This window comes from Pseudoxanthomonas sp. P4_B2 (genome assembly GCF_056402315.1).
On record NZ_JBFUHQ010000005.1, the window covers coordinates 40,347 to 65,568 of the forward strand.

At 60.3% G+C, this 25,222-nt stretch carries 29 protein-coding genes and 1 tRNA gene; 25 read left to right on the top strand and 5 right to left on the bottom strand.

Going from position 1 to position 25,222, the window contains the following annotated elements; genetic code table 11:
• The first annotated feature begins 43 nt into the window (after window positions 1–43).
• From AC1DTQ_RS13075 to AC1DTQ_RS13145, 15 genes are all read left to right on the top strand, one after another.
• Entirely contained in the window at window positions 44–787 is a 744-nt protein-coding gene (locus tag AC1DTQ_RS13075; protein WP_477850138.1) for a hypothetical protein, read from the top strand.
• 174 nt (window positions 788–961) lie between these two features.
• Window positions 962–2,050: a TrbL/VirB6 family protein gene (locus AC1DTQ_RS13080; protein WP_477850139.1), complete on the top strand. Its 1,089-nt coding sequence runs from the start codon at window positions 962–964 to the stop codon at window positions 2,048–2,050.
• 27 nt (window positions 2,051–2,077) lie between these two features.
• Window positions 2,078–2,563, top strand: a complete 486-nt coding sequence (locus AC1DTQ_RS13085; RefSeq protein ID WP_477850140.1) for a DUF4189 domain-containing protein — start codon at window positions 2,078–2,080, stop codon at window positions 2,561–2,563.
• 201 nt (window positions 2,564–2,764) lie between these two features.
• On the top strand, window positions 2,765–3,448 hold the full coding sequence (locus tag AC1DTQ_RS13090) for a hypothetical protein (RefSeq protein WP_477850141.1): 684 nt from the start codon (window positions 2,765–2,767) through the stop codon (window positions 3,446–3,448).
• Between the two features lie 82 nt (window positions 3,449–3,530).
• The gene (locus tag AC1DTQ_RS13095; protein WP_477850142.1) at window positions 3,531–4,805 is read left to right on the top strand and encodes an XVIPCD domain-containing protein; all 1,275 of its coding nucleotides are present in this window, start codon (window positions 3,531–3,533) and stop codon (window positions 4,803–4,805) included.
• Window positions 4,806–5,048: 243 nt separating this feature from the next.
• Window positions 5,049–5,516 (top strand): hypothetical protein, encoded by a 468-nt coding sequence (locus AC1DTQ_RS13100; RefSeq protein ID WP_477850143.1) that lies wholly within the window; start codon window positions 5,049–5,051, stop codon window positions 5,514–5,516.
• Window positions 5,517–5,530: 14 nt separating this feature from the next.
• Window positions 5,531–6,109: a hypothetical protein gene (locus tag AC1DTQ_RS13105; RefSeq protein ID WP_477850144.1), complete on the top strand. Its 579-nt coding sequence runs from the start codon at window positions 5,531–5,533 to the stop codon at window positions 6,107–6,109.
• A 97-nt stretch (window positions 6,110–6,206) separates the two neighbouring features.
• Window positions 6,207–7,256, top strand: coding sequence for a DUF4189 domain-containing protein (locus tag AC1DTQ_RS13110; protein ID WP_477850145.1), 1,050 nt, complete (start codon window positions 6,207–6,209; stop codon window positions 7,254–7,256).
• A gap of 261 nt (window positions 7,257–7,517) precedes the next feature.
• Window positions 7,518–7,898 carry a hypothetical protein gene (locus AC1DTQ_RS13115; protein WP_477850146.1) on the top strand — a complete coding sequence of 127 codons (381 nt, stop codon included), beginning with the start codon at window positions 7,518–7,520 and terminating at the stop codon, window positions 7,896–7,898.
• Between the two features lie 232 nt (window positions 7,899–8,130).
• Window positions 8,131–9,015: a hypothetical protein gene (locus tag AC1DTQ_RS13120; protein ID WP_477850148.1), complete on the top strand. Its 885-nt coding sequence runs from the start codon at window positions 8,131–8,133 to the stop codon at window positions 9,013–9,015.
• Window positions 9,016–9,128: 113 nt separating this feature from the next.
• Window positions 9,129–11,024 carry an XVIPCD domain-containing protein gene (locus AC1DTQ_RS13125; protein ID WP_477850149.1) on the top strand — a complete coding sequence of 632 codons (1,896 nt, stop codon included), beginning with the start codon at window positions 9,129–9,131 and terminating at the stop codon, window positions 11,022–11,024.
• A gap of 103 nt (window positions 11,025–11,127) precedes the next feature.
• Complete coding sequence (locus AC1DTQ_RS13130) at window positions 11,128–12,039, top strand: arginine deiminase-related protein (RefSeq protein WP_477850150.1); 912 nt, start codon at window positions 11,128–11,130, stop codon at window positions 12,037–12,039.
• A 149-nt stretch (window positions 12,040–12,188) separates the two neighbouring features.
• Window positions 12,189–12,596, top strand: a complete 408-nt coding sequence (locus tag AC1DTQ_RS13135) for a PepSY domain-containing protein (RefSeq protein WP_477850151.1) — start codon at window positions 12,189–12,191, stop codon at window positions 12,594–12,596.
• 54 nt (window positions 12,597–12,650) lie between these two features.
• On the top strand, window positions 12,651–13,337 hold the full coding sequence (locus AC1DTQ_RS13140; RefSeq protein WP_093286361.1) for a response regulator transcription factor: 687 nt from the start codon (window positions 12,651–12,653) through the stop codon (window positions 13,335–13,337).
• Window positions 13,337–14,782, top strand: coding sequence for an ATP-binding protein (locus AC1DTQ_RS13145; RefSeq protein WP_477850153.1), 1,446 nt, complete (start codon window positions 13,337–13,339; stop codon window positions 14,780–14,782). The genes AC1DTQ_RS13140 and AC1DTQ_RS13145 overlap by 1 nt, the downstream gene beginning before the upstream one ends.
• 41 nt (window positions 14,783–14,823) lie before the next feature.
• Here AC1DTQ_RS13145 and AC1DTQ_RS13150 read toward each other — a convergent pair whose 3' ends face one another.
• On the bottom strand, window positions 14,824–15,612 hold the full coding sequence (locus tag AC1DTQ_RS13150) for a M90 family metallopeptidase (RefSeq protein ID WP_477850154.1): 789 nt from the start codon (window positions 15,610–15,612) through the stop codon (window positions 14,824–14,826).
• Window positions 15,579–15,872, bottom strand: a complete 294-nt coding sequence (locus AC1DTQ_RS13155) for a hypothetical protein (protein WP_477850155.1) — start codon at window positions 15,870–15,872, stop codon at window positions 15,579–15,581. The genes AC1DTQ_RS13150 and AC1DTQ_RS13155 overlap by 34 nt, the downstream gene beginning before the upstream one ends.
• Window positions 15,873–16,320: 448 nt before the next feature.
• Between AC1DTQ_RS13155 and birA the strand changes: the two genes are divergently transcribed.
• From birA to AC1DTQ_RS13175, 4 genes are all read left to right on the top strand, one after another.
• Window positions 16,321–17,301, top strand: a complete 981-nt coding sequence (gene birA, locus AC1DTQ_RS13160) for a bifunctional biotin--[acetyl-CoA-carboxylase] ligase/biotin operon repressor BirA (RefSeq protein ID WP_477850156.1) — start codon at window positions 16,321–16,323, stop codon at window positions 17,299–17,301.
• Window positions 17,298–18,053 (top strand): type III pantothenate kinase, encoded by a 756-nt coding sequence (locus AC1DTQ_RS13165; RefSeq protein WP_477850158.1) that lies wholly within the window; start codon window positions 17,298–17,300, stop codon window positions 18,051–18,053. Before birA ends, AC1DTQ_RS13165 begins: the two co-directional genes overlap by 4 nt.
• The gene (locus AC1DTQ_RS13170) at window positions 18,047–18,754 is read left to right on the top strand and encodes an SPOR domain-containing protein (RefSeq protein WP_477850159.1); all 708 of its coding nucleotides are present in this window, start codon (window positions 18,047–18,049) and stop codon (window positions 18,752–18,754) included. Before AC1DTQ_RS13165 ends, AC1DTQ_RS13170 begins: the two co-directional genes overlap by 7 nt.
• A 57-nt stretch (window positions 18,755–18,811) precedes the next feature.
• Window positions 18,812–18,887, top strand: a tRNA-Thr gene (locus AC1DTQ_RS13175).
• Window positions 18,888–18,937: 50 nt separating this feature from the next.
• On the opposite strand, the gene AC1DTQ_RS13180 is transcribed toward AC1DTQ_RS13175, so the two are convergent.
• Entirely contained in the window at window positions 18,938–19,315 is a 378-nt protein-coding gene (locus AC1DTQ_RS13180) for a hypothetical protein (protein ID WP_477850160.1), read from the bottom strand.
• 205 nt (window positions 19,316–19,520) lie between these two features.
• Here AC1DTQ_RS13180 and rocF point away from each other — a divergent pair, with 205 nt between their 5' ends.
• From rocF to AC1DTQ_RS13195, 3 genes are all read left to right on the top strand, one after another.
• Window positions 19,521–20,444, top strand: coding sequence for an arginase (gene rocF, locus AC1DTQ_RS13185; protein ID WP_477850161.1), 924 nt, complete (start codon window positions 19,521–19,523; stop codon window positions 20,442–20,444).
• A 137-nt stretch (window positions 20,445–20,581) separates the two neighbouring features.
• A complete protein-coding gene (locus tag AC1DTQ_RS13190) occupies window positions 20,582–20,734 on the top strand; it encodes an entericidin A/B family lipoprotein (protein WP_310096309.1) in 153 nt (50 codons plus the stop codon).
• Between the two features lie 210 nt (window positions 20,735–20,944).
• Window positions 20,945–21,163 (top strand): CsbD family protein, encoded by a 219-nt coding sequence (locus AC1DTQ_RS13195; RefSeq protein WP_477850162.1) that lies wholly within the window; start codon window positions 20,945–20,947, stop codon window positions 21,161–21,163.
• Between the two features lie 80 nt (window positions 21,164–21,243).
• On the opposite strand, the gene AC1DTQ_RS13200 is transcribed toward AC1DTQ_RS13195, so the two are convergent.
• Window positions 21,244–22,047: a hypothetical protein gene (locus AC1DTQ_RS13200; protein ID WP_477850163.1), complete on the bottom strand. Its 804-nt coding sequence runs from the start codon at window positions 22,045–22,047 to the stop codon at window positions 21,244–21,246.
• Window positions 22,048–22,251: 204 nt separating this feature from the next.
• On the opposite strand from AC1DTQ_RS13200, the gene AC1DTQ_RS13205 reads away from it, so the two are divergent.
• From AC1DTQ_RS13205 to AC1DTQ_RS13215, 3 genes are read left to right on the top strand one after another with little or no spacing between them, the layout of a single operon-like run.
• On the top strand, window positions 22,252–23,541 hold the full coding sequence (locus tag AC1DTQ_RS13205) for a tryptophan--tRNA ligase (RefSeq protein WP_477850165.1): 1,290 nt from the start codon (window positions 22,252–22,254) through the stop codon (window positions 23,539–23,541).
• Complete coding sequence (locus AC1DTQ_RS13210; RefSeq protein WP_477850166.1) at window positions 23,541–23,840, top strand: hypothetical protein; 300 nt, start codon at window positions 23,541–23,543, stop codon at window positions 23,838–23,840. Before AC1DTQ_RS13205 ends, AC1DTQ_RS13210 begins: the two co-directional genes overlap by 1 nt.
• A gap of 30 nt (window positions 23,841–23,870) precedes the next feature.
• Window positions 23,871–24,800 carry an MBL fold metallo-hydrolase gene (locus AC1DTQ_RS13215; protein WP_477850168.1) on the top strand — a complete coding sequence of 310 codons (930 nt, stop codon included), beginning with the start codon at window positions 23,871–23,873 and terminating at the stop codon, window positions 24,798–24,800.
• 21 nt (window positions 24,801–24,821) lie between these two features.
• On the opposite strand, the gene AC1DTQ_RS13220 is transcribed toward AC1DTQ_RS13215, so the two are convergent.
• Window positions 24,822–25,208 (bottom strand): VOC family protein, encoded by a 387-nt coding sequence (locus AC1DTQ_RS13220; RefSeq protein WP_477850169.1) that lies wholly within the window; start codon window positions 25,206–25,208, stop codon window positions 24,822–24,824.
• Window positions 25,209–25,222 lie beyond the last annotated feature (14 nt).

Sequence of the window (25,222 nt, forward strand, 5' to 3'; positions counted from 1 at the left end):
CAAGACCCCGCACTCACATGACTACCAGTTCCGAGGTGATCCCATGAAGAAGACGACCAAGACATCAAAGCGCCGTATCAACAAAATGCCGCTCATCGGCGGGTGCCTGCTCGCATTGCTTGTCGCAGGCAGCGCAAGCGCCGAATGGAAAGTTGCCGACGACACGGTCAGGAAGCAGATCGGCGAAGGCAATGTCAACAAGAAGCTCGACCAAATCTACAAACAGCATGGCATTGGGCCATACGCGGTCAGTGGCGAGGCCGTTGCCGACCCGGAGCAGAAGATCGAAAAGGGAACCATCACGTTGACCACCGGTTCCGAGCGCTGCAAATCTGCCAATAACGATCAGAAGGCGACTTGCGAGGAAATCGTCAAGACCGAGAATTCACAATATCTCTATATGGTGAAGATGTTCGAAATCACCACCAAGCGTAAGGAAGTTCTTGTCGCTATCGAAAAGGAGCGAGAGAAGCTGGGGAGTGGAGTGGATAACTACGGCAAGCTGCAAAGCAATACCAACAAATTGATCGCGCTCAATACGCGCATGGCCCTGGACCAGGCGCAGATGGAATCGGCGATGCATGCCTATGAAACGCGACTCCGTTATTTGAAGCAATACCAGACTCAGAAGACCGATGATCGCTTCACAGGCAAAACGAGCGGAGAAAGCTCGCCGTTCGGTGACATCGGCGCGATTGGCTCTACGCTGGTTGCCGGTGCGGTATTGGGCGGAACTTTGGAAGCCTTGAAGTCGCCCGATCCGGATAAGCGTATGGGTTGGCTGTAACGGCCTGGCCTACAGGAATGCATGCGACAGAGTGAATAAACAACACGCCGGTGCGGAGACGCACCGGCAAGGCAGGGCCCGCAAAACCGGGCACTGCACAACAGGGGTGATTTATGTGGGGTATGCAATGTCGGCTTTGCGATGGGCGGGCCAAAGTCGTTGGTGGTGCATCCTATGGGTGAGCTAAGCCAGTTCGTATTCTTCAAGGTAATCAATGAGTTCCTACGCCACGAAATTGATGCCTACACTTGGGAGCTGTTGACGCGCTTCTCCTTGATGCTGAGCTCGTTCATTTTTTCGCTGATGGCGATATGGATCTTCTATCAGGGGTACCGGATCGTGACTGGCCAGTCGCGCGACTCGCTGATGGGCCTGGTGGTCAGTTCGTTGCGCGCGGTGCTCATCGTCGGCGTAGCGACCAGTATGGCGGCCGGTGGTTCGCAGATGTACTGGGCCCTCACCGATGGGCTTGGCCAAACCATCGTCGGCGTAGTCGCGGACGAGAGCGATCCTTACGAGAGTATCGACAAGAATCTGGCGATCATGACGGCCTCGATGGCGGCTATCGATGCGCTGCAAGACGAGAAGGAAGAGACGGTCAAGGAGGATAAGGATCGCGCTATCTGGTTCACCGGTATCGGCATCGCTGGTCCGGCGGTCATCGCTTCCTCGTTGTTGTTGCTGAACAAGATCGCCATGGCCCTATTTGTTGGCTTTGGGCCGTTGTTCGTACTGTCGTTGCTGTTCGAGCAGACCAAAGGGATGTTCAGCCGATGGCTTTTCTACGGCATAGGCACAGCCTTTAGCCTGGGCGTTCTGACGGTGATGGTGAGCTTGGCCACCAAGGTGGTAGGCGCGGTGGCGTTGGCGTTCCTGGCCAAATATGCGGCCAGCGGTTTCACCGGCGGCGGCGAGGGCGTCAACTCCATGGCTCTACAGCAGGGCGGTCTGGGATTGGTCATGAGCACCCTGATCGTCATGGCCCCGCCGATGGCGGCGGCATTCTTCCAGGGTACGCTGGCCAACTTCGTGGCTAACTCGTCCTTTGGCAACGTTGGCCGTAACAGTACCGGTCAGGCGTCCGATTACGTTCAACAGACCCAGAAGCAGATGGGCGGGGGCGGAGGGGGGCCGCGGAATGATAATCGTATTGATGGCAACCGCAGTGGCGGCTACCAGCCTGGATCAACTTACAACGACCCCAATGCAGGCACGCGCCTTATGACGAATTCAGGGCCGAGTAACAATGCCAGGACTATATGAGTCGTAACTTAGGTCAAGAGTGATCTTATGAAGAGCAAATGCATTAGTGCAGCTGTACTTTTAATTTCAAGTGGTGCAGCTTGGGCGCAAATGACGCCGCAGCAGCAGGCGAACTTGCCTATGAGTGATCCCAACTCACCGCAGTACAACACCGTCTATCTTCCCTCCCTGGAGAATGCCGCTCCCCCGCAGGAGCGCTGGGCAGATCGATGGGGCGCAATTGCTACGGACGACAATGGTACCGCCGGTATCGTTACAGATTTAGCTAATAAAAAAGATGCACAGCGATCCGCGATTGCAGAGTGCGAGAATCGAGGGGGGGGTGATTGCAAAGTCAGTTTGGCTTATCACAACCAGTGCGCTGCCGTTGCGGCAAGTAGTTCAATGTCATTTTCATCTAGTGCGCCAACAATTGAAGAGGCAAAGGAACGTTCTATGGAGCGGTGTAAGAGCGCCGGCAGCGAGTGCTGGATCTATTATTCTGGCTGTAGTCTGCCAGTAAGAGTGAATTGATCGCTATCTCTGCGTGGAACGAGTGTGAATGGTTTGGTGCTGCCGAACTGTTCGTATCGAGCATTACGGCTTGGGGCGGCACATCTCAGAATGCAGTTTCGCCGAACGAGTTCGATAATCTCTAAAATGCAGATCGATGTTTGAGAATATCTCGCAATAGTCCTGCCATTCAATCGTTGAGTGAATTCAGATGGAACTCGAATGAATCACAAAAAAATCATTTTATTAGCCTGCGTGGCAGCCATCACTGGTTGCCAGATGGGTGCTCCGGCCACAGCCGCCACAGATTCCTCGTCGGAAAAGGTAAAGACCGAAAGCGCCATGCCAACGACGGACACTACTAAGCAAGAAACATCCAGTCACAAGGAAGCGACCGTGGCCGAATTGAATACATTTGCCGAGGGAAACTCAAAAATACTCTCCAGCCAGCAGGGTGATATCAGCGGCAACGGCACGATAGGCGTGGTATTGGTGGTCGATCATCCAGGAACCGGCAGCGAAATGTTGGGCGAGGGGACGCCGCGGTCGACCCTACTGTTGATGCGCGATAGCGCGGGGAAGCTTCAGAAAGCCAAACAGAATGACCGGCTTATCCCTTGCGCCCAGTGCGGAGGCATGGCCGGTGATCCATTCGGTTATGTGCGAGTAGACAAAGGCGGTTTCACAGCACTCATCGAAGGCGGCTCGCGCGAGCGCTGGTCCGATGAGTACGCCTTCACGTACTCGGCCGAGCAGCAGGATTGGCTGTTGGATAAAGCAGTGCGGACCGTGACTGATACGGAAACCGGAGAAGAGAAGCAAATCGAACTGACAGGAAAGGATTTCGGCACGATCCGTTTTGAGGAATTCGATCCGAAGACCTTGCCGAAAGTGGAGGGAAAGTAGAAGAAAGGTCTCTCTAGAAGCAGGAATGGATTCCAAGACAGAGAGTGACGGCGTTTAATCATCAGGAATGAGGAGCTACAAGATGACAACGGACAGAGAAACGCAATTGTTGCAAGCGGCGAGTACGGCGGAAATAAACTCTCAAAAAGAGCTGGCAAACTTCATGGCACAGGTGGGCCACGAGTCTGGAGGCCTCACCCGTCTGGAAGAAAGCTTCAGGTACACCAAGGGAATCTGGCAGATTCCAGTCAAATCCGCCATGCGGGAAGGTAAGGAGGCGCTGGAAGACGCGCGGGTGGAAGCTTTGCAAGGAAAGCCAGAGAAGCTGGCCGAACTGATGTATGGCGGCCGCATGGGAAATAATGAGCCAGGCGACGGTTACAAATTCCACGGGCGTGGATATATGCAGTTAACAGGCAAGGACAATTACCGCGCCGCGGGGGAAGCCTTGGGGCTGGATCTCGTGAAACATCCGGAATTGGCCGCGGAACCTGAAAATGCCGCGAAGATTGCGACTTGGTATTGGAATTCCCGCGTGCCGGAATCTGCACGCGAAGATGTCACCAAGGCGACGCACGCCATCAACGGCGGCGAGAACGGCTTGGCGGATCGCCAGGCACGTTTCGAGAAGTGGGAAAAGGCATTAACGCCTGAGCTGATGGAAAAACTATCGATGGGGGATTTAGGCCGTCTGATAAGTCAGCAACCCAGCGAGCGTAGCCCTGCGGTTGCCGCAGCGCAGCCGGGGAAAAATGATAGCGACGGCGTGCTCCGTCATGGCGAGAAAAACGAAAGTATCCGCCAGCTCCAAGACACCTTGAACAATTTCGGCTACCGCGACAAAGACGGCCGTGCTTTGCGCGAGGATGGCGGCTTCGGGGATCGCACCAAGGAAGCATTGCAGTCCTATCAGCAGGCGCATGGATTGAAGGCCGATGGCATAGTGGGACCGCAGACTCTGGATGCGTTGAAGAAGTCGCAGTCTGCTCCTCTGCTTTCCGATACACGGCATCCTGACAATGCGTTGTACCAGCAGGCAGTCAAAGGTTTGGAACAGCTCGGGCCGCAGGCGTTCAAAAACCGACATGAACTGGAGAATGCAGCGGGCGCAACGGTGTTCGAGGCTAAGGCCAGCGGCCTGACGCGAATCGACCATGTCCTACAAAGCACCAACGGCACCGGTCTATTCGCGGTACAAGGCGCGCCCAATGATCCTGCGCATAACCGGGTACATTTGGACAAAGCGCAAGCTGCCGCAGAACCACTCGAGAAGAGCACGGCGCAGGTGCAGCAGGAAGTTCAGGTCCAGCCTCAGGTGCAACAAGAGCGAGAGCAGCGACGGGCAGTAGCGATGTAATCGTTGTTTGTTTTATGTCTCACAAAAGCCCCGCACACGCGGGGCTTTTGTTACATGAAATAGCCTCGCACCAGTTGTCGTAGCTGCTAGCATCGCTCAATCGATACGGACCATACAGAACATGATGTGGGAAAATTTAGAGCCATCTCACCTCATGTCTTGACAAGTGCCTACTTCACTTCCGTCTCGTTGAACTGAACTGGGTCAGCCCTTGGCCCCATAAGGACTCGGAATATGGCAAGGATGACCGTTCTTCTAGTCATGGCTGCATTGCTGGGGGGCTGTAAGGCTACGTCCCAGCAGAATTCGGTTGATGCCCAGTCTGTGGTTCGAATTCCGGCGGCATCGGTATCCGCCGCGCTAGCTTGCCCATCGCCCAGCTTCGACGGCTTCCTGAAAGCTTTTATAGAGAGCGTCGAAGTGCAAAAGACATTCTCAGCCGAGCCGCTGGAAAGCCAAGCCGCCGATGCCACGGCAGAGCCGGAACCCGCATTGGTCACAAGAATGTTGACGGCGGCCGAGCTGCAGTTCCCGTTGATCCCCGGCGAACAGCAGCAGGCCAAAGAAGACCTGACGATGCGTCAATCGACTCTCGAGAACGGCGATATCAAAGTGACACTGGCAAAGGAGGACACCGACTACCAGATGTCATTCTATTTCAAGAAAGGACCATGCTGGAAGCTGGTTCGCATAAGGGACGATTCGCTGTGATGAGGACTAAAAACATGATCTGCAAGAAAGTGTTGGTCATCGTATTCGTCGCCTTGGTAGCTGCCTGTCATGCGAAACAGTCGGACAGTCAGGCGATAGCGCCGACCGTCTCCGCGACGGCTCCCGGTGAGAGTTCCACGTCCTCAGACTCAGCAAGCAAACCTGCAGGGAATGCAATCGAAAATCAAACCAGGACCGAAACTGTCGACCAGCAACCCACTGCCGCCGCTGGAAAGGCGCTTTTGCCCGAGCTGAAGGAGGGCATGGCCTACGCCGACTTCCGAAAGTTGGTGCTGGCGAATGGTTGGACACCGGCCGTGACTCCAGAATGCACGGCCAATGTGGTGGGTGGCGACTATGCAAGCGTTTGCAAGGCCAACCCGGATCAGATCAGTTGCCGGATTTGCGAGTTAATGCCGGAGTTGGATTCCTACAGTGGGGATGGTTACAGCTTGGTGCGGTTCCGGCACGCTCGCGAAGGCGAACAACTGGAGGCAACTGGTTACGGGATGATCGAAGACTGGAATGTCTCCGGAGACGATTCGCGGTTGCAGGCCGTGGGTTGGGAATTTACAAAGAGCCCAAAGCAATAAGCCGCGTAATGCAAAAAATATGAGGCAAGCGGAAGTGAGCGCGAGTTATCCCCGGTCTATCACAATCAGTGCGTCGTGATTGCATGGGCCTCGGAAAATGGAAAAGCAATCGTTGACACAAACGCAGGTAGGTCCGCCGATCGACGTTGCGTCGAAAGATAGTCAGTTAATCAGGAGAGTAAATATGCCGCGCTTTGGGATTGGAATGATGCTGTCCATGATAGTAATGGTGTTGGCCTCAGCATCTGCATCGGCGCAAAGCTACCCTTGTCCGAACGGCGCCGGTCCGGGAGAGCGGCAGATCGGTACGGCGGGAGGAGGTAATAGTGGGCTGGCTTCATTTCCCATTTGCGAACGTGCGGATGATCAGCAGCAGTCTGGATCTCCCGCGCTGCAATTTTACTGGGTGGATAATTTTGTTGTCGTGGCGTGGCACCTCAATGCATCTGATGTCTGGGCGGTTTCACGTGCCCGATCAGTTGAGGAAGGAAAAAAGGGGGCTCTGGCACTTTGCGAAGCAGCAATGAAAGACGGATGTACGATTGCGAATGCGGGAAGCAACGGATCAATCGCCATCGCTCGGTCATCGGATGGTTTGTTATGGTCGGGATGGGGTGCGACGCCCAAAAAGGCCAAGGAAGACGTTCTTGCCTTGTGCCTGAAAAAGGGCGCGCGGTGCGCCTATGAAAAAGCATTCACCGGAAAGCCATGGGAACAATTGGCTGGGACCACGCCCCCCTTCCGGTTAGTGCAATACCTACCTCCGCCAGGTACACCACTCCGTAACCGGTATGGCGCGTTGGCTTGGGCAGAAGGCTCGGATGCGCCATGGGATACAACGGTTTGGGTAAGCGGTGGTTTCGACGCAGTGGAAGAAGCGGAGAAGGTCAGCATTGCGCAATGCGAGAAGGACAGCCAGTTAAAATGCAAAATAGGACAATGGAATAGCAACGGGTTCATCATTCTGTATAGAGACGCTCAAAATTCACTTTTCGCTGGTAGTGGACTAAGCAAAAGCGACGCAGAAAAAGGTTCTAAAGAAGCTTGTAAAAAGGCAAAGCGCAAATGTGAGACTTTAGCCGTCTTTGATGTTCGTCAATCCGGTCTCGTTACAAAAAGTTTCCCGAATCGCTCTGTAGCAAAGTAGCGTAGAAAAATGGTGGACGTGTGTGATTGCAGATGATGGTCAAGAAAAGGCTCGATGCCTCCGAAGGCAGGTGTCATACGGGCGCAGCGTTACCAAAAGTAGCCTTGCGCCGTCCTATATGAACGGTAAGATCGAGGCCATGCTGTGGCCGGGTTAGTATTCCGGCCTGCTGCGGGGCTAGGGTGACTTAAGGAGCCTGCAGCAACGAAAGCGGATTTCGTAAGGAAGAATCGGTTTAGTATGGATTTCTAAGGAGTTTTTATGAAAATTCGGATTTTGGCTTGTGCGCTTTTCTTCGTTTCCTCGGTGTTGCTGGCATCGCCGCCCATGTACGAGAGCCACAGCGAATATCGTGATAACGATGTTTTCCTGTTCTGTTCCGATGGCTTGAAGAAGCCGCGAGCATGGAAACCGATTAATCCCATCGCAGCTCTATGGATGGCGGAACCGACCTATTGCCCGATACCGCATGACGGCGGCGAGTGCCCCCTCTGTGTCCATAACTATGGCGTCCATTTCCAGTCCTGGACCCACAACGACTACGATGCCTGGCAGAAGTGGATGCGCATCTGCCCCAGAGGCGATGAGGAAGGCAAGTGGGAAGGCCAGGGCAGGCCCGAGAATACCCCTCACTCGCATTGATTGAATTTCAGCTTCGATCGGTTGCCAAGGATGGCACCTTTTTGCATTCGCCACGGTGGTAACGCGATGCGCGAACCACAGCATTGCCTGGCCCTGGAACTTCACTGCATCTACAATCCGATAGGACTCAGCGAATTAGCTGCTCAATGCTAAACATCGCAGGGATGGGCAGGTCGTCCGTACGAATAAGGAGCCGAAAGACGCTATGAGACACGGAACCAAGCTACTCCTTGTGCTGATGCTGCTGTCAGTCGGCGCATGTAGCGCCGAGACGTCCGAGGACGTTTCCGGGAAACCCGCCGCCAGCAACACCGCCAAGCCGAACGATAAGGAGGCCCCCCCAGTGGCCAACGATTTTCAGAAAAAAAACGTAGTAGAGCCGCCGTCTCCGAGCAGCGTGCTGTATTTCATCTATCAGAAAGACGGCGACGGCGCCCTGTCGTATGAAGTAGAGAATGGCAGCTGGGCGACGTACTGGTACGGCTACTCGTTCGACCTTGGCGGCAAGCATTACTTCACGGGTTTCGCTACACAGACGCCAGATAAGTACGACAAGTCGGAGGAAGAGAACTATGCGGCCCCCGATGCGAAAGTAACGCTCACGCAAGCGACCTTCTTCACGACCAATCCGGAGGCGGAAAAGCCTTGGACGTTCGATGGCAATCAGTATTTTGTCGGTGAGTTTGGTGGTTACGAAAAAGGCAACGTGATTGATGAAATACGGAAACCACAGACTTACCAGACTCCCGACGGCAAGCTCCTGCTAGCTGTGCCGACCTGGTACCTGGCTACTGGCGTCCAGGTCAACACATTTGACCTGCTTTTGTTCAATCCACATGAGTTGCTGAAGGCAGACGACAAGCGTTGGGACTATCTCGGAAACATTGTGATTGGCACAGACAACAGTGCCGCTTGTGATGAAACGCCAGGCGCGAAGCAGGCCTGTGCAAAGAGTGCCGGAACGCTGAGTTTTTCACCGCAAGAAGGAAGCAATCTTCCCTTGTTGAAGGTGCAGCGCAGTGGAACGGAGACTGTTTCCGCCGGAACGGTGCGGACCCTGGGCCCGGGCGATACCTATGAGTACCGTTACGACTCAGAGAAGAAGCAGTACCAGTAAGACTCAAGAAACAGAGCAGCTGTTGACTGACAACATAGGATCCAGGGACGGATCCGGTTGACGCATCGCGGCGGTTCGTGCCGCAAATCAACCTGAGAAGAGGAGAGCCAAGCATGGCGCACGACTACAGTAAGAAGGAAGTTCTCGACATCATCGAAAGGGAAGCGCAGGAAAGGAACATCCCGCGCGATGATTTTATGCGGTTCGCCTATATCGAAACCGGGGGTACGTTCAACGAACTGGCCTCTCGTGGGGCACAAGGGGCAAAAGGCCTATTTCAGTTCGTGCCGGGAACGGCGGACGTTTACGGCATCCGCGGCCGTGAGTTAGATGCTGTGGTCAATACCGATGCGGCAGCCCGCTTGTACTTGGATAATCGAAACGCATTGGTCAATCGACATGCGAACGATGATCGCCCCTACCTGTCAGGCAAGCCAGAACCCGATGGTTTGGATATGTACCTGGCGCACCAGCAGGGCGCGGCAGGCTATAGGTCCATACAGACCGCCATCGCTACAGGCGAGTTCGGCCGCCAAGATACACGCAGCAAGATTCTCAACAATGTCAGCTCCCGCGATTTCGAGGCGGTGACAGGCCAGAAGTACACCGACTTCAGAACCATGTCGGATCGCGACATGGCGACGACATTCACGCAGTACTGGGATACGAAGTTCGATCGGGTACGAATTCCGGAAAAAGGGATCGAGCCGATCACCGATGCACGCCAAAACACACCGGCGCAGACCACATCCGTTCAGAGCACGTCCACGCAAACCGTACCCGCAGCGGGAATAGCGTTGACCGCCGCCCACGACCTGAGCGTGAAATACGATCATGTGAAGTACGCCATGAGCGGCAAGATCCCGGGCGTCGACGGCAAGCATCCGGACCAGGGTTATGTGGATTGCTCTGGCTGGGTGGCGACCATGCAGAACGCGACCATGAAGGAGGTCAATGCTAAGGCAGGGCAGCAGGTCTTCGGCAGGGACGAGTTTTTCAATCTTGGCACCGACGGCGCAGCGATGATCGTCGAGAAGGCCCAATCCCGCTCCGGCGTGATGATCGAGGGCAAGGCGGTCACCCGCGATGCGCTGAAGGAAGGAATGATCATCGGTGAGGACAATGGTCCGACCAAGTGGGATGCAGGCCGCTACAAAGGCATAGACCACATCACCATGGTGGTGAAGGATCCGAAAAGCGGCGAATTGATGATTAGCCAGTCGCGGGGCGGTGAAGGCGTGGAACTGAGCTCGCTGGATCGTTATCTCGAGCGCAAGCAGGCCAATGGCGTGAAGCTTTACGCCACCGATCCGCTGGCCGGGGCGCGCACCTTGCTGCAGGACAAGCAGCAGACGCAGGGACAAACACCGACGCAAGAGAAAACAGAGTCGCAATCGCCTTCTAAACCCTCCGACGGAACTCTACGCGCGGGCGAGAAAGGCGAGAGCATCCGCCAACTCCAGGACACCTTGAACGGCTTCGGCTACCACGACAAGGAAGGCCGCGCGTTGCGCGAGGACGGAGGCTTCGGCGACCGCACCAAAGAAGCCCTGCAGTCCTACCAGCAGGCGCATGGTTTGAAGGCCGATGGCGTAGCGGGTCCGCAGACCTTGGACGCCCTGAAGAAATCCAAGGAAGCGCCGCTGCTTTCCGATACGCGTCATCCCGACAATGCGCTGTTCCAGCAGACCGTGAAACACATGGAGCAACTCGGGCCGCAGGCCTTCAAGAGCCGGCAGGATCTCGAGAATGCGGCGGCGGCCGGCGTATTCGAAGCCAAAGCCAGCGGCCTGACCCGGGTCGACCATGTGCTGCCCAATACCAACGGCACCGGCGTGTTCCTGGTGCAGGGCGAACCGGGCGATCCCGCCAATCGCCGCGTCTACATGGACAAGGCACAGGCCACCGCCGAGCCGATCGAAAAAAGCACGGCGCAGGTGCAGCAGGAGACGCAGAATCAGCCGCAGGTGCAGCAGGAGCGCGAACAGCGCCGCACGATGGGCGTCTGATCGATCCGCCCGAAGACAGAAGCCCCGCGAAAGCGGGGCTTCTTTTTTGCAAGGATACGGCTGAGACTTCGTTCTTCTTGAAGGTTACCGCTGCAGATATCCCATGCTGACCCGCATTCCCTCCGACTTCCTTCAATTTGCACGGAACTGCGCACCCGATTTCGGTCCCGCCACGGCGCGGGCGGCGTTCCTGGTGGCGCCGGACGGATTCGCGCGGGCGGACCAATCGGCGCGCGACAACCGCTACATGGCACAGGCGACCGCATTCGATGCAGGCGCGGCGCAGGCCCAGCACCGGGAGTTGCAGCGCGCGCTGGCGACCGAATTGCCGGTGGTGTGCTTCAGCGGCGATCCGGCTATGCCTGATGCCTTGTTCCCCAACAATGTTTTTGCTACCGCGCCGGGTCGGTTGGTGGTGGGACGCATGCGCCACGAAGTACGTCAGCGCGAAGCCGCACGCAGCGATATCCGCCAGTTCTTCGCCGACCTGCTGGGTTACGAGGAAATAGACCTGTCGGCGCAACCGCATCCTTGCGAACTCACCGGCGCCCTGGTCATCGATCGTGCGCGGGGCCTGGGCTTCTGCGGTTTGTCCGAACGCTGCGACGAGGAAGGCGCAGCGCTGCTGCACGAAGCCTTTGGTTTGCGCGCCACCCTGATGTTCGACCTGGCGCCGGGCGAATACCACGCCAACGTCGTGTTGGCGGTGCTGGCCGGCCGCGCGGCCCTGGTCTGCGCGGACGGGTTCGCCGATGCCGCCGTACCCGAAGCCATCGCCGCGCTGTACTCGCCCCACGGCATTTCCCTGTCCCGGGCCGAACATACTGCCTTCGCCGGCAACGCCATCGCGCTGTGCGACGCGTCGGTTTGGATGAGTGCGGGCGCCGAGGCGTCCCTGACGCCAGCCACCCGCAGCCGCCTGCTTGAGGCGGGCTTTACGCCACGCAGCGTGCCGCTGGAGGCCATCGAAGCAGCCGGGGGCTCGCTGCGCTGCTGCGTGGCAGAGGTTTTCTGAGCAGCAAGGAACCTGAATGAGTCGCACGGGGCTGTGGATAAGTTCAGATCGGATTCACCGCCTGACGCCAGAATCCATCCCCTAATCATTTACAGGCCGGCGTCGGCTCCCGTTCATTCAGGGAAGCCGAAACCCGTTACGATTCCGTTATGCGATTCATGCTCCGCTTTCCACTGTCCCTCTGCGCTCTGCTCGCCCTCTCCGGTGTAGCGGCAGGCAGCGCGTGGGCGCAATCGGCGCAGGAACCGCCGCGCCCCGATCCGCCACCGCGCCAGAACATGCCGCGCGAGAGCATGGTGCCGCAGCGCAATCCCGCCTCGTTGTCGGATTCGGTGCGCCGCGCGCAACGCGAGACCGGCGGCCAGGTCCTGGGCGCCGAGCGGGTACAGTTCGACGGCCGCGAGATCAATCGGGTCAAGGTCATGGACGATCGCGGCCGCGTCCGCTACATGGACGACGATCCTCAGCGTGGCGGCAATGCCCGCGACCGCGACCGTGGTTTTCCGCGCGAGGATGCGCCACCGCGTGCACGCGGCGACAACCCCCGCCGACCGTAAGATGTTCCCTACCCGGGGGCCTGCTGGCCGCCAGTTCTAGTCACAGGAGTGTCCATGCGTATTTTGCTGGTCGAAGATGAAGCCCCCCTCCGCGAAACCCTGGCCGCCCGCCTCAAACGCGAAGGCTTTGCCGTGGATGCGGCGCAAGATGGCGAGGAAGGCCTGTACATGGGCCGCGAAGTGCCGTTTGACGTGGGCATCATCGATCTGGGCCTGCCCAAGATGTCGGGCATGGAACTGATCAAGGCGCTGCGCGACGAGGGCAAGAAATTCCCGGTGCTGATCCTGACCGCGCGTTCCAGCTGGCAGGACAAAGTGGAAGGCCTGAAGCAGGGCGCCGACGATTACCTGGTCAAGCCGTTCCATGTGGAAGAGTTGCTGGCCCGCGTCAACGCGCTGCTGCGCCGTGCCGCTGGCTGGAGCAAGCCAACGCTCGAATGTGGCCCGGTCGCGCTCGACCTCGCCGCGCAGACGGTCAGCGTCAACGGCGGCAACATCGATCTGACCAGCTACGAATACAAAGTGCTGGAGTACTTGATGATGCATGCCGGCGAGTTGGTGTCGAAGGCCGATCTGACCGAGCACATCTATCAGCAGGACTTCGACCGCGATTCCAACGTGCTGGAAGTCTTTATCGGCCGCCTGCGCAAGAAGCTGGATCCGGAAGGCGAACTGAAGCCGATCGAGACCGTGCGCGGTCGCGGCTACCGCTTTGCCATCCCGCGCAACCACGAGGGCTGATGCCCCCGCGCGCGACGGACGCTGCTGCGACACCAAGCGGGCGCGATCCTTTTCAGGGATGGCGCCCGCGCTCTTTGCGCGCCCGGCAGTTGCTGGCCGCCAGCGTAGGACTGGTCGCTTTCCTGTTCCTGGCCGGCTACGCACTGGACCGCGCCTTCGTCAGCACCGCCGAACTCAACCTGCGTAATCGCCTGAAAGGCTATGCGATTTCCTATGCCAACAAGCTGGAATTCGGCCGCGACGGTACCTTGATCCCGCCGGAACTACCGGTCGATCCGCGTTTCACCCAGCCGGGCAGCGGCCTTTATGCCGAAGTGGTGCTGCCCAATGGGCACTGGGGTTCCGATTCCACATTGGGTCCCACCTTACCCCCCACTGCGATGCTCAATCCGCTGCAGGAAACCTTCGAAGGTCCGGTGCCGATGCGCCAGATCGACGGCAACGAAGGTGGGGTGTACCGCTTCGGGCTGGGCACGATCTACGCCAGTCGGACGCCGGATGGCGAGTTCCCTTATTCGCTCTATGTCTCCGAGGATTCGCGGGTGTTGGGCGCGCAGCTGCGTACCTTCCGCGGCGCTTTGTGGGTGTATCTGGGCGCGGCGGGTGCATTCCTGTTATTGCTGCAGGTGGCTGTGCTCAACTGGAGCCTGCGGCCGTTGCAGCGAGTGATCAACGAACTGACCCGCGTGCAACGCGGACAGGCCAGCCGCATGACCGAGCGCCACCCGCGCGAGCTGGAGCCGTTGACCGAAAGCATTAACGCTTTCATCGAGAGCGAACGCGAAAACCTGGACCGTCAGCGCAATACGCTGGCCGACCTTGCCCATAGTCTGAAGACGCCGTTGGCGGTGCTGCGTTCGCAATTGGATGAGGGCATCCATGCCATCGCCCTGCGCGAGGAACTGGATACGCAGTTGAAGCGCATGAACAATCTGGTGTCCTATCAATTGGCGCGTGCGGCTTCGAGCGGCCATGCGCTGTTTGCCGCGCCGGTGCCGATCGAATCCAACGCCGAGGAAATCGTGCGCGGCCTGGAAAAGGTCTACGCAGCCAAGGGCGTGATCTGCGAATTCGATATCCACCCGGATGCGCGTTTCCACGGCGAGCCGGGCGATCTGCAGGAACTGATGGGCAACTTGCTGGAGAACGCGTTCAAGTGGGCGCGTTCGCGCGTGTTGCTGACCGCCACGCCCACCAAGACCGTGGGCAACCGCCGCGCCGGCTTGCTGCTGGCGGTGGACGACGATGGTCCCGGCATCGCCGACGAAGACGTCGCGCATATCCTGCAGCGCGGCGTGCGCGGCGACGAGCGCGTGCAGGGGCACGGCATCGGGTTGGCGATCGTGCAGGATCTGGTCCGTGGCTATCGCGGCGAGCTGCAGGTGGTGCGTTCGCAAGAGCTGGGCGGGGCGCGCTTCGAAGTGATTCTGCCGCAGGGCCTGTAACTCCCCGTCCTGCTTTTTTTGTCTCGCGACTTACGTCGCTCCTACGGGGGCGATGCCGGCGTAGGGCCATAGAAGCGTCGCAGATGCGCGGCCACTCGCGGCATTTCCACCACCAGCAAGGCGGGCGCGGAGAAATGGTATTCGCTGGTGACGGCGAAGAATTCTTCCGGAGATTCCGCGGCGTAGGCATCGATCACGGTATCGCGCCCGCGATCCACGTCTTTGCAGAATGCATCATATTCGCGCTGGAAATCTGCGGCCCATTCGCGTTGCAATCGATGCGGCAACGGCGGAGTGCCGTCCATCGCACCATCCAACGCATCCAGCTTGTGCGCCATTTCGTGGATGGCCACGCAGTAGCCAGCGAAGGGGTCGGCCAGGTCCGCCTGCACATCGGCCCAAGACAGGATCAAGGGGCCGGCCTCCCACGACTCGCCGATGAGTTCGTCTTCGAACTCGTGCAGCACGCCGGCCGCATCCTCATGGCTGCGCTGTACGCGAAAAGCGTCCGGATAGACCAGCAGCTGCGACCAACCGTGCAATCCCTTCTTTCCGAATTCCATCAGCGGCAGGCAGCACAGCGCCGCCAGCTGCGTGCGCGCCGTGGCGTCCAAGGTGAGGTCGGCGAGTGGGGTGATGGTTTTGTCGTGCAGGAAGCGCGCCACCAGCGATTGCAGGACCGCGTCCCGGGTCGCATCCATTCCATGCAATAGCGGAACCGACCGGCGGGTTTCGGCCCAGATTTCGCTATCGACAGAGCGGGGCTGGCGGTTGAGCCAGCCGAACCACGATCCGGTCAGCGGAACATGCCCGGCAGGAAACTGTGCCATTTGGAGCCGCGCACACGCTGCAGACCGTCTTCATCGCCACCACCACCTCCGCCTCCTGGGGAAGCAGAAGCCGGCTTGGCGTATTTGTTGCGGGCAGCGGTGGCCTTGGGATGCGCAGCGCCCGCCTGAGCCGCATCGTCGCGCGCGACCGCTTCGGTTTCCTGGCAGGCACCCGGATTGGGCGGCGCACTACGTCCGTTCTGGGCCAGGGCGTGGGCGCTGGCGCAGATTAACAACAAGGCTAGGCTGATACGCAGCATGGGAGACTCCTGTCTGGCGGACGCTCTGACCGCGCGAACTATAACGCGGTTCGCGGCCCGTTTGCGGCCGAACCCCGGCTTTGCCGATTACCGGCTGCTGCAGTGCGGCAAGATCGTTGCGGAGGTTCATACGGATTCCCTGAACGCGGTGCGCCGGAATGGCAAGCTGCGGCTTATGGCTTGCAGCAACTCATCGATCGCGGGGCACCGTCCGGGTCGGAACCGGCGCGACCCTCGGCGCGCTGCGTGCAGGTCAGGGCGCTTTGATTGTCGCCGCATGGCCAGCGCCGCCACCCTGACGTGCCGCCCATCTCGCGCATAATTACCGCATGCCCACGCTTGTCCTATCCCCCGCGCTGATTCTTGCCGCGTACCTGCGGGTTTCGCGGTCGGGCGATCGGTGCCTGCGCACCATTTCCGAATCGCATTTCGAACGCGCACGCCTGCTGTGCAGGTGCAAGTGAGCGGCGAACGCGGAATCCTGCAGCGGCTCATTGCCGGCCCGGTGTCGGGCGACGCGCTGGCGCAGGAGGCGGGACTGACCCGGGCGGCGATGTGGAAACGCATCGAGGCCCTACGCGAAGCCGGTGTGGAAATCGATGCGCAGGCAGGCCGCGGTTATGCGCTGCGCCATCCGGTCGAATTGCTGCAGGCCGACGCCATCATCGATGCGCTTCCGCCTTTCGTGCGCGCCGGCCTGGCCTCGCTGGAGATCGCCTGGTCACTGGATTCCACCAATAGCGAACTGCTTCGCCGCGAGACTCCCGCGCATGGCGTGGCGGCATTGATCGCCGAACGCCAGACCGGCGGGCGCGGACGCCGCGGGAAATCCTGGGCTTCGCCATTGGCCGCCCATCTCTATCTGTCGCTGTCGCGACAATTCTCCGGCGGCCTGGCGCGGCTGGGCGGCTTGAGTCTGGTCGCAGGCGTGGCCACGGCCGAGGCGCTGCATGAATCGGGCTATGCCGACGTGCGCCTGAAGTGGCCCAACGATCTGGTGGTGGAGGGGCGCAAACTGGGCGGATTGCTGGTGGAAGGCGGCGGCGAACACGCCGGCCCGGTGCGCGCGGTGATCGGCCTGGGTCTCAACGTGCGCATGCCCGAGGCGATGGCCGCGACGCTCGACCAACCCTGGACCGATCTGGCGCGACTCATGGATCCGCCGCCTTCGCGCAACGCGCTCGCTGCGCGGTTGCTTACCCACCTGCTGCCGGCATTGGACCGCTTCGATGTCGAAGGGTTGGCCCCGTTCCTGGCGAGTTATGCGCGTTTCGATGCGCTGATGGGGCGCGAAGTGATCGTGCATCTGGCGGGGGAATCGCAGACCGGGATCGCCACCGGCATCGCCGAGGACGGCGCGTTGCGCGTGCGTGTCGGTGGCAAAGAACGTGTTTTCCACGCGGGAGAAATCAGTGTGAGGGCGCAATGAGCCGATGGTTGTTCGACTTGGGGAATTCGCGCCTGAAGTGCGCACAGCTACACGACGATGGCGGGCTGGGCGAGGTCATTGCGCTGGCGCACGAGCAGACGGAGTTCGCCCGAGAGTTGCAGCAGCTGTTGCCGGAGCGTGCGGATTCGGCCTGTCTCGCCAGCGTGGCGTCGCCCACCCTCACCGCGGCGGTGATCGAAGCGCTGACTCAGCGATTCCGCTGCATTTCCATGGCGCGCACCAGCGCCCAGTTCGGAGCGGTACGCATCGCCTATGCCGAACCGGCGCGCCTGGGCGTGGATCGATTCCTGGCTTTGCTTGCCGCGCATGGGCGTGCGGCGGGCCCTTGGTTGATTGCGGGTGTCGGTACTGCATTGACCATCGATCTGCTGGATCGAAACGGGCTGCATCGCGGCGGACGCATAGGGCCCTCGCCGAGAATCATGCGCGAGGCGCTGCACGTCGCTGCAATGCAGTTGCCGTCGCAGGGCGGCGACTATCGGGAATTCGCTTCCGACACTGCCGATGCCCTGGCCTCGGGTTGCGAAGGCGCAGCCCTGGGCCTGATCGATCGCAGCCTGGCCCAGGCGACGCAGATGCTGGGCGAAGCGCCCACCCTGTTGCTGCATGGCGGCGGTGCTGACATGCTCGCTGCACATTTCCCCGATGCGCTTCACGCGCCCGCGCTGGTCCTGGATGGGCTTGCTGCGTGGTCGCGCGTCGGCACGGTCCCTGGAACCGCCGAATGCTGATCCGCGCCCTAATCGTTCTGCTCATCGTGTTGAACCTGGGAGCCGCTGCCTGGTGGATTTCCCGCCCCGAACCGCTTCCTGCCGCGCTTCCGGCGCAACCGGCGGGGGTACCTAGGCTGCAATTGCTCAGTGAAAGCGGAAAAGCCGCAGCGGTTCTTCCCCAGGCACCGACCTCCTCGGCAATGGCTCCCATCGTCGCCCCGCCAGCCGCTGCTCTCGTTGCGGAACCCGCAACGCCCACCCAGTGCTTCAGCGTCGGGCCCTTCGCCGACCAGGCAGCGGCCAAGTCGGCGGCGGCACGCCTGGGCAGCCAGGCCAGTCGCAGCAATCCGCGAGAAATTCCCGGCAAGGCGGCACAGGGATACAACGTGGTCTTGCCACCCCAGGCCGATCGCGAAGCCGCCCAGGCGCTTGCGCAGCGCATAGGCGCAGCAGGCTTCGACGACTATCTGGTGGTGAACAGCGGCGCGCAGACCAATGGCATCGCTCTGGGCCGCTACCGCAGCCGTGAAGGCGCAGAACGCCGCCAGTCCGCGCTGCGGGCGGCCGGATTCGATGCGCAACTGCAGCCCCTAGGCAACGAAGGCGCAGCGCAATGGTGGCTGGATGTCGCGGTCGCAGCCGGCGTTACCGCGTCGGGACTGCGAAACGGAACTGGCGCCCTGCAATCGCGTTCACTCGATTGCGCTCTGCTGCGGTAGAATCCGCGTCCGCGGTTTTACCCACGCATTCTGCGATGCGTCCCGCGCACCAGCCATGCCGGCATAGCTCAGTTGGTAGAGCAACCGCCTTGTAAGCGGTAGGTCCCCAGTTCGAATCCGGGTGCCGGCACCATCGCGTTGCTATGCGCTCGCTTGCCTTTCGCAGTCGCACTCCCTTCCCAGTCACATCGACGCGGCAGCGCCGCTGAAGCCGTGACCATGACCTAACGGTTGCATCCGCCGCCAGGATTGTCCGCTCTTCATCCGCTTCCAGGTTTCGCGAATGATCGCTTCGCTAAGCGGCCAGTCGAGCCGCTGCCATTCCGGGATGCTGCGTTCGTAGCGTTGCTTGAGCGTGGCGAGCAACTCATCGAGCTCGGCGCGGTAATTGAGCAGATAGAGGTCGTAGCCGAATTTCAAAGTGGGGATGTAGTCGTCGAACTCACGCGAACTGCGGTGGAAAGCGCTTTCGCGGTAGCAACCGCGCCAGTGCCGGAGTTCGGCGTCTATATCCAGCATCACATCTTGCGGAGTCGAACGAATGTCACGAACGGTGCCCATGGCAATCTCCGGCGATCTTTGTTTCCCTGCGCCCGCAGTGTTCGGGAGGGACGGTGACAGGGCCGTGATCGAGGCGTGAGAGCGAGGTTAAGCCTCGGCAGAGCCCATCAAGGCGGTATCAGTGGTGAGTCTTGCTGCACCGCCACAGTGCGCTGCGGCGATCGCAGCTAGACTCGTCCACCCTTGCGCAGCTTGAAGATTGCAGATGAGTCGAACTTTCCCACCCGTTTCCCTTATTGGCGTGCCTACCGACATCGGCGCCGGGCATCGCGGTGCGCGCATGGGACCGGACGCTTTGCGTATTGCGGGCTTAGGCGAGGCCCTGGCCGCGCGTGGTGTCGAAGTCGCCGACCGGGGCAACCTCAACGGCCCGGTAAACCCGTGGCTGGCGCCGGTGGATGGGTATCGCCATCTGGACGAAGTAGTGGCTTGGAACCGCGAATTGATGCAGGCAACGGCCGCCGAACTGCAGCTCGGGCGCATGCCGATCATGCTTGGCGGCGATCATTGTCTGGGCATGGGCGCGATCACCGCGGTGGCGCAGCACTGCCGCGATACCGGCAAGCGGTTGCGCGTGATCTGGCTGGACGCGCATTCGGATTTCAACACCAGCGACGTCACGCCGTCGGGAAATATCCACGGCATGCCGGTCGCCTGCCTGTGCGGGATCGGACCTGACGCGTTGACCCGCCTGGGTCGCGATTTCCCGGCCATGGATGCGCGCGATCTGCGCCAGATCGGCATCCGTTCGGTGGACGCGGAAGAAAAGCGCCTGATCAAGGACAACGGCATCGATGTGTACGACATGCGCTACATCGACGAGAACGGGATGAAGCGCACCATGGAAGCGGCGCTGGAAGGTGTGGACGAAAACACGCACGTGCACGTCAGCTTCGATGTGGATTTCCTGGATCCCAGCATCGCGCCCGGGGTCGGCACCACCGTACTCGGCGGCCCCAACTATCGCGAGGCGCAACTGGTGATGGAAATGATCGCCGACACCGGCCGCCTGTTGTCGCTGGATATCGTAGAGCTCAATCCGGTGATCGATACGCGCAACCTGACCGCTGAACTGGTGGTGGATCTGGTGGAAAGCCTGTTCGGAAAGTCGACGCTGATGCGGGACTGAGTCGAAACTGAATGCGGGGTCGCGCGTTCACGCGGGATGAATGCGGCACCGGTCAGCGTATGCCCAAGGTTGTCCGGGGATCGTTCCGATTGCGTACGGCAACTGACAAGACCTACTTTTAATCAGGAGGAATCAATATGAAGCGTTTACTGGCATTGATGGTGCTGTCCATGTTCTCGATGGGAATGCTGGCCGGCTGCAACACCATGGCGGGCGCGGGCAAGGATGTGCAGAAGGTCGGTGAGAAAGTCGAAGACAAAGCCGAGGATTGTAAAGACGCCAAGTGCTGATTCCAGCGATCCTGCGTTGAATACGGCGTAGCGATACGCCATGGAAAGGGCCGGGAAACCGGCCCTTTCTTTTTATCTGGAATACCCCAGTCGAGCGAAGACCTGAATGGCGTTACGGCTTGTTTTACGCAGGTTTGACCTTGCGAAAACGGAGCTGTTGCGATGCTACGCACACGGTATCACCGCCGTGATTTCCTTAAGAGGCAAGCCATGAACAAGGACACCATCGCCGGTAACTGGAAGCAGTTGAAAGGCAAGATACAGGCCAAATGGGGCGACCTGACCGATGATGATTTCAAGGTCGCCGAAGGTAATTCGGAATATCTCGCGGGCAAGCTGCAAGAGCGTTATGGCTGGGATCGCGACCGCGCCCACACAGAAGTCGACGACTTCGCACGCAGCCTTAATAAATCCGACCTCCGCAACTGACTCCGTTCCCGCATATTGATACGACAACGGGCCTTTCGGCCCGTTGTCTTTTTTATCGCTTGGCTAATCCGCTGCGCCACTCAGTGTGAAGGATCGGCAACGAATCCGTTGGGGAACGCGCGCGGAGCGGAATCGCGGCGGTCGTAGCGCGGGTACTGCCGTGGCATCGCTCCGATGGCCATCAGACGGGGCGCGTCGTCGTAGCGCAGTTCGCTGATTTGCGCCGGGCTGCGGGTAGCGCGCACGAACTGGGTCTGGCCCACCGGCGACCATTCGCGCTGGCCATGCCCGGTTCCCATGCTCTGGCGCGCGGCGCTGTCGGCGGCTTGCTCCTGGATGGCGCCTTGGGTAGCGGGTGCTGAGGCGGACTTGGCTTCATCGCGCTCGTACTCGCGGTCGCGTCTCAGGGAAGGCGCTGGCATTGGGTAATAACGCGGACGCAACTCTTGGAACACCGCCACGCCGATCACGCCGACATTCTGTGGGCGTCCGGTGCGCGCCGCATAGCTGTCGCCCAGGTCGGTGAAGACGAACTGGGCGACGTCGTCCAGCGATTTGCGCCAGCCGGCGATCTCGGTGCTTTCCCAGGGTTCAAGCACGTAGCCGGCCTGCGAAGGCGCGGCGGTTTCGCCGGTGACGGCATTGATGCCGTCGACCGACAGCACCACTAACACCCGTTCGCCGGTGGTGTTGGTCAGGCGCACACCGTAGCGGTCGCCGGGTGTTCCGGCCACCCAGGTATCGCCGCGGTGCGGGTATTCGCGCAGCCATTCGCCGGTGTCGCGGTCCACGACCGAGACATCCACCAAGGGCCTTGCAGAAAGGGGTGAGCAGGCGGCGGTCATCAGCAGCGCCAGCGATATCAGGACGGTCTTGTGGAACATGGTCGTTCTCCTTAGTTGGGCATGACAGGGAACGCTCCAACTTCGCCAGTGGGGTTGGCCTAGCCCTCGCGCTTTGATGCACGAGACGCTGGCGTTTAACCGCCATTGGCCGTGGGAGCGGCGTCCCGCCGCTCCCGCCGGACGCCACGCTCCCACGGCGCGACGGTTAAACTTGGCGTATTCAGTCTCTGGCAAGTCCGACAAATGACCCGCGTCCTTACCGGCATCACCACCTCCGGCACCCCGCACCTCGGCAACTACGTGGGCGCGGTGCGTCCTGCCATCGCGGCCAGCCGCGCCTCCGATGCCGAGAGCTTCTATTTCCTGGCCGACCTGCACAGCCTGGTCAAGGTGCAGGACGCCGCCCGCGTGCAGCGTTCTACTCTGGAAATCGCGGCTACCTGGCTGGCGGCCGGGCTGGAGCTGGACAAGGTGTGGTTCTACCGTCAGTCCGATATCCCAGAGATCAGCGAACTCAACTGGTTCCTGACCTGTGTGGCCGGGAAGGGTGTGCTCAATCGTGCGCATGCATACAAGGCCTCGGTGGACCGCAACCGTGCCGATGGCGAGGACGATGACGCGGGTATCAGCGCGGGTCTGTTCATGTATCCGGTACTGATGGCGGCCGACATCCTGCTGTTCAATGCCGACAAGGTGCCGGTGGGCCGCGATCAGGTACAGCACATCGAAATGGCGCGCGATTTCGGGCAGCGCTTCAACCATCTGTTCGGCGGCGAGTATTTCACCCTGCCGGAAGCGGCGATCGAGGAAAACGTCGCCACCTTGCCCGGCCTGGACGGCCGCAAAATGAGTAAGAGCTACGACAACACTATTCCTCTGTTCGCGCCGCGCGAGGAAATGCGCAAGCTGATCGCGTCGATCGTCACCGATTCGCGCCTGCCGGGCGAGGCCAAGGAAGCCGAAGGCTCGCACGTGTTCCAGCTCTATCAGGCCTTCGCCAGCGTCGAGGAAACCGCGCAGATGCGTCAGGCTTTCGTCGAGGGCATCGGTTGGGGCGACGCCAAGCAGAAATTGTTCGAACGCATCGATGCCGAGGTCGCGCCGATGCGCGAGCGCTACCACGCGTTGATCGACAAGCCCGGCGAGATCGAATCGATCTTGCGCGATGGCGCGCGCCGGCTGCGCGAGAAATATGCGACACCGTTCCTGGCGGAATTGCGGCAAGCGGTCGGCTTGCGCGATCTTTCCCATCGGTCCGAGGCGCAAGACAAGTCGTTGCAGAAGTCGACACCGCCTTCGTTCAAGCAATATCGCGATACCGACAACCGTTTCTATTTCAAATTCTTCGACGGCAACGGCGTACTCCTGGTGCAGAGCAACGGCTTCGATTCGCCGAAGGAAGCGGGTCAGCTGATCGCAGTGCTGAAGCGCGCCGATCAAGCCGATGCGATGGAGACGCCGGAGATCAACCTGCTGGTGCCGGTGCAGGAGGTATTGGCGGCGCTCAGGCAGCTGCGCGAGGCTGATGCCTGATGCCGTACCTCGCGCTCATTCTGTTCCTGCCGTGGTTCCTTTTGCTGGGTTCGCTGTACTGGCTGTTTCCACGCCAACCCCGCAATGCGCGCCGCAAAGCATTCGACCTGACCACGCTGGCTGTCGCTTTCGTGCTCAGCTTCGTCGGCATGCAGTGGGGCTATGCGCTGGGCCTGGCCGATGTGGGCACTGGCGCCATCTGGAAACAGGTGCTGGCCACGCTGGTGGCGTATGGCGCATTCCTGTTCGTGTTGACGGTCGCCATCCCGTTGCGCAGTTGGTGGCTGTCGCGGGGTTGAACCGCCCTAGCGATTGAACGGGATCATCGGATGAACGAGCACGGCATCCATACCATCGACACCGCGTTCCAGCGCGACCATTTCGATGCGGCTTATCTGATCGTGGAGAACGGCCGCGGCGCCTTCGTCGATTGCGGCACCAATCATTCCGTTCCTTTGTTGCTGTCCGCGTTGGAGGGCGCCGGATTGACTCCAGGGGACGTCGATTGGCTGATCGTCACCCACGTGCATCTGGATCACGCGGGCGGCGCCGGCCTGTTGATGCAGCATTTGCCCAACGCCAAGCTAGTCGCGCACCCGCGCGCGGCGCCGCACCTGATCGATCCTTCCAAACTGATCGCCGGCGCCACCACCGTGTACGGCGAAGGCGAAATGCAGCGCAGCTACGGGCAGATCCTGGCGGTACCCGAACAGCGCGTGCAGGTGGTCGAGGACGGGCAGATCGTTTCGCTGGCTAGTCGCGCGTTGGAATTCATCGACACCCCGGGACACGCACGCCACCACCACTGTATCTGGGACGCGCGCAGCCGCAGCTGGTTCACTGGCGACACCTTTGGCCTGTCCTATCGCGAGCTGGATAGCGCTCAGGGCGCATTCGTAGTCCCCACTTCTACGCCGGTGCAGTTTGAGCCAGAGAAGCTGAAGGCTTCCATCGGCCGGCTGCTAGCGCGCGATCCGCAATGGATGTACCTCACCCATTACGGCAGGGTCGGCGAAGTGCGAAGGCTGGCCGACGACCTGTATCGGCAGATCGATGCGATGGTGATGATCGGGCGCGAGTGCGATAGTTTGCCGGATCGCCACAAGCGCATCAAGGACGCGCTCGCCGCACTCTATCTGCAGCGTGCCCGCGAACACGGTTGCCTGTTGGACGATGCGGGCGTGGAAAAGGTGTTGTGGATGGACATCGAACTCAACGCCCAGGGCCTGGCTTCGTGGCTGGATCGCGACAAGCGCTGACCTGCTCGTCGTAGGAGCGGTCTACGGCCAGACGTTGGGTTTTTCGCGCGTCGACTTCCTCGCCATCGGCACCACGCAGAAGCGGTGGCCGCTGGGGGCTTCCATCACCCACCAGCGCTGGCGCACGAACTCGATGCGCTTGGCGCCAAGTTTTTCCAGCCGCGCGGCCTCGGCTTCGACGTCGTCGGTTTCGATATCCAGGTGCACGCGCGAAGGGTGCGAGACCTTCTGCACCTCAATGTGCATGCCGCCCGGTCCGTCCGACAGCGGCGCGTACAAGCCCTGGCCGTCTTCGTCGTAGTCCTCGACTTCCAGCCCTAGTGCCTGACTCCAGAAGTCGGCGGACGCTTCCAGCGAACCGCGTTTGCAATCGATGATGAAACCGGCAAGACGGCTTTTGTGTGCCATAGGGGATCCCGAGG